Source organism: Bradyrhizobium lablabi (genome assembly GCF_001440475.1).
Taxonomy (GTDB): domain Bacteria; phylum Pseudomonadota; class Alphaproteobacteria; order Rhizobiales; family Xanthobacteraceae; genus Bradyrhizobium; species Bradyrhizobium lablabi.
Genome location: NZ_LLYB01000065.1, coordinates 160,456 through 163,034, shown reverse-complemented (window position 1 = coordinate 163,034; position 2,579 = coordinate 160,456). Strand labels below are relative to the sequence as shown.

Annotated in this window: 2 protein-coding genes and 1 pseudogene; all 3 read left to right on the top strand. The window is 65.0% G+C overall.

Annotated features, from left to right (window positions below):
• Nucleotides 1–156: 156 nt before the first annotated feature.
• Nucleotides 157–666, top strand: a complete 510-nt coding sequence (locus CQ14_RS15720; RefSeq protein ID WP_057858758.1) for a CvpA family protein — start codon at nucleotides 157–159, stop codon at nucleotides 664–666.
• 120 nt (nucleotides 667–786) lie between these two features.
• Entirely contained in the window at nucleotides 787–1,569 is a 783-nt protein-coding gene (locus tag CQ14_RS15715; protein ID WP_057858757.1) for an SDR family oxidoreductase, read from the top strand.
• A gap of 10 nt (nucleotides 1,570–1,579) precedes the next feature.
• Nucleotides 1,580–2,566: pseudogene (locus tag CQ14_RS15710) on the top strand (NADPH:quinone reductase); the annotation flags it as partial.
• Between the last annotated feature and the right edge of the window lie 13 nt (nucleotides 2,567–2,579).

Below are 2,579 nucleotides of genomic sequence, written 5' to 3'. Positions count from 1 at the left end.
GTCATCGGGCGCGCATTCGCGCGACCCGTTGGCTCGCAATGACGGGGAGAGAGCCGATTTCCAGTCGCCTCGGTCCACCAATACGGACGATTTTAGCGATCGCCCACCCGATTCATTGACGAAGCATCGGTATCGAAATCCGGTGGGATCTTTCCGATGAACAGTTTCGACGCCGTCGTCTATCTCGGCCTGGCTATTGCCGTGGTCACCGGTTTCAATACCGGGCTGCTGCGCAGCGCGATTACGATTGCGGCCTACCTCGCCGCGATGCCGATCGCGATGGGACTGATGCCACTATTGTCGCCGCAGATCGGCGACAAGCTCGCCCCGTCGTTTGCGCAGAATTCGCTGCTGTTCCTAGGTGTCTTTCTGGTTACCGGCATGGTGCTCGGGAGGTTGGCGCGCATAGCCCTCGACGACGCCATCGGCCCGCGAGCCGGCATGGTAGACCGCGTCGGCGGCGCCGCCCTCGGCGCGGTGCGCATCGGTCTGATCGCGACCACCCTTGTGCTGATCTTCGACCGGCTTCTGCCAACACAGCCGACATTCATGACCGGCTCGCGGTTGCGGCCTCTGCTATCCGCCGCCGGGCAATTGGGCATCAAGTCCCTTCCGCCGGATGTCGTGGCTGCGATCGACCGCCTGAGGAAAGACCGGCACATATAATCGGCGTGGTCTTCCTGATATGCGTTTCGGCGGTAGCCGCTCTCTTATCATGACCGCTCGACTTGGCTAGAGTGGCCGCATCACCTTTCAAACATCACCTGACACAACGGGAGAGAAACTGTGGATCTTGGGATCAAAGGCCGTCGCGCCATCGTCTGTGCATCGAGCAAGGGCCTGGGGCGCGCCTGCGCCATCGCGCTGGCCAATGAAGGCGTGCATGTCACGCTGACCGCGCGCGGCGCGGAGGCGCTGAAGAAGACGGCCGACGAAATCCGCAAAGCCAATCCCGGCGTCACCGTGACCGAGATCGTCGGCGACATCACGACGCCCGCCGGCCGCGAGGCCGTACTGAAGGCCTGTTCCGAACCGGATATCCTCGTCAACAATGCCGGCGGCCCGCCGCCCGGCGATTTCCGCAACTGGACCCGCGACGACTGGATCAAGGCGATCGATGCCAACATGCTCACCCCGATCGAGTTGATCAAGGCGACGGTGGACGGCATGATGGCGCGCAAATTCGGCCGCATCGTCAACATCACCTCGGCCGCGGTGAAGGCGCCGATCGATATCCTGGGGCTTTCCAACGGCGCGCGCGCCGGCCTCACCGGCTTCATCGCGGGGCTGTCGCGCAAGACCGTGATCAACAACGTCACCATCAACGGCCTGTTGCCGGGACCGTTCGTCACCGACCGCCTGACCGGAACGGCCAAGCCCGAAGCCGAAAAGCGCGGCATCACGATCGATCAGGTGCTCGCCGAGCGCGCCAAGCTCAATCCGTCGGGACGCTTTGGCGACCCCGAGGAATTTGGTTTGGCTTGCGCCTTCCTGTGCGGCGCCAAGGCCGGCTTCATCACCGGCCAGAACATCCTGCTCGACGGCGGCGCATTCCCGGGTACGCTCTAAGGGACGCCCGATGAAAGCGGTTTGGTACGAACGAACCGGGCCAGCGCGCGAGGTGCTGGCCCATGGCGAGATGCCGACGCCGGTCGCCGGCCCGGGCGAAGTCCGGGTGCGGCTGGAGGCGTCCGGAATCAATCCGGCCGATGTCGGCCGCCGCGGCGGCGGCTATCGGCCGATGGAATATCCGCGCGTCATTCCCAACAGCGACGGCGCTGGGATCATCGACCAGGTCGGCGATGGCGTCACCCGGCTGAAGATCGGTCAGCGGGTCTGGCTGTTCAACGGCCAGCGCAACGGCCGCGCGTTCGGCACCGCGGCCGAACATATCGCGCTCGCCGAACATCTGGTGACGCCGCTGCCGGACAATCTGTCGTTTGCGGAAGGCGCGACGCTGGGCATTCCCGCCATGACGGCGTGGACCTGCCTCTATTGCGATGGGCCGATCGTGGGGCAGACCGTGCTCGTCACCGGCGGCGCCGGCGCGGTCGGGCACTATGCCGTGCAACTCGCCAAATGGGGCGGCGCGCAAGTGATCGCGACCGTCAGTTCGCCAGCAAAAGCCGAGCAGGCCCGGCTCGCCGGCGCCGATCTCGTCGTCAACTACAAGACGGATGACGTCGTTGCGAAGGCAATGGCGTTCACCACGCAGCGCGGCGTCGACCGCGTCGTCGATGTCGATTTCGGCGGCAACATCGAGACCACGCTGAAGCTGATAGGCGTGAACTCGACGATTGCGGTCTACGCCACCAACGGCAACCGCACGCCTGTGGTGCCGATGCGCGAGCTGATGGAGAAATGCATCGCGCTTCGCGCGCTGGTGCTGTTTGCACTGCCGCCGCCGCTGTTGGCGGCGGCGCAGGCGGACATCACGAAATGGCTGGCGGCAGGCTCGCGCATCCATAACGTCGCCGCGCAATTCGCCCTCTCCGACACCGCAGAGGCGCATCTGGCGGTGGAGAAAGGCGACAAGCTCGGCACCGTCATCGTGGACTGCGCCCGANTAGAGCATGATC

What these genes read in the sequence shown, in the direction of transcription:
- CQ14_RS15720 (WP_057858758.1), top strand. Translation starts at nt 157, where the DNA reads ATGAACAGTTTCGACGCCGTCGTCTATCTCGGCCTGGCTATTGCCGTG.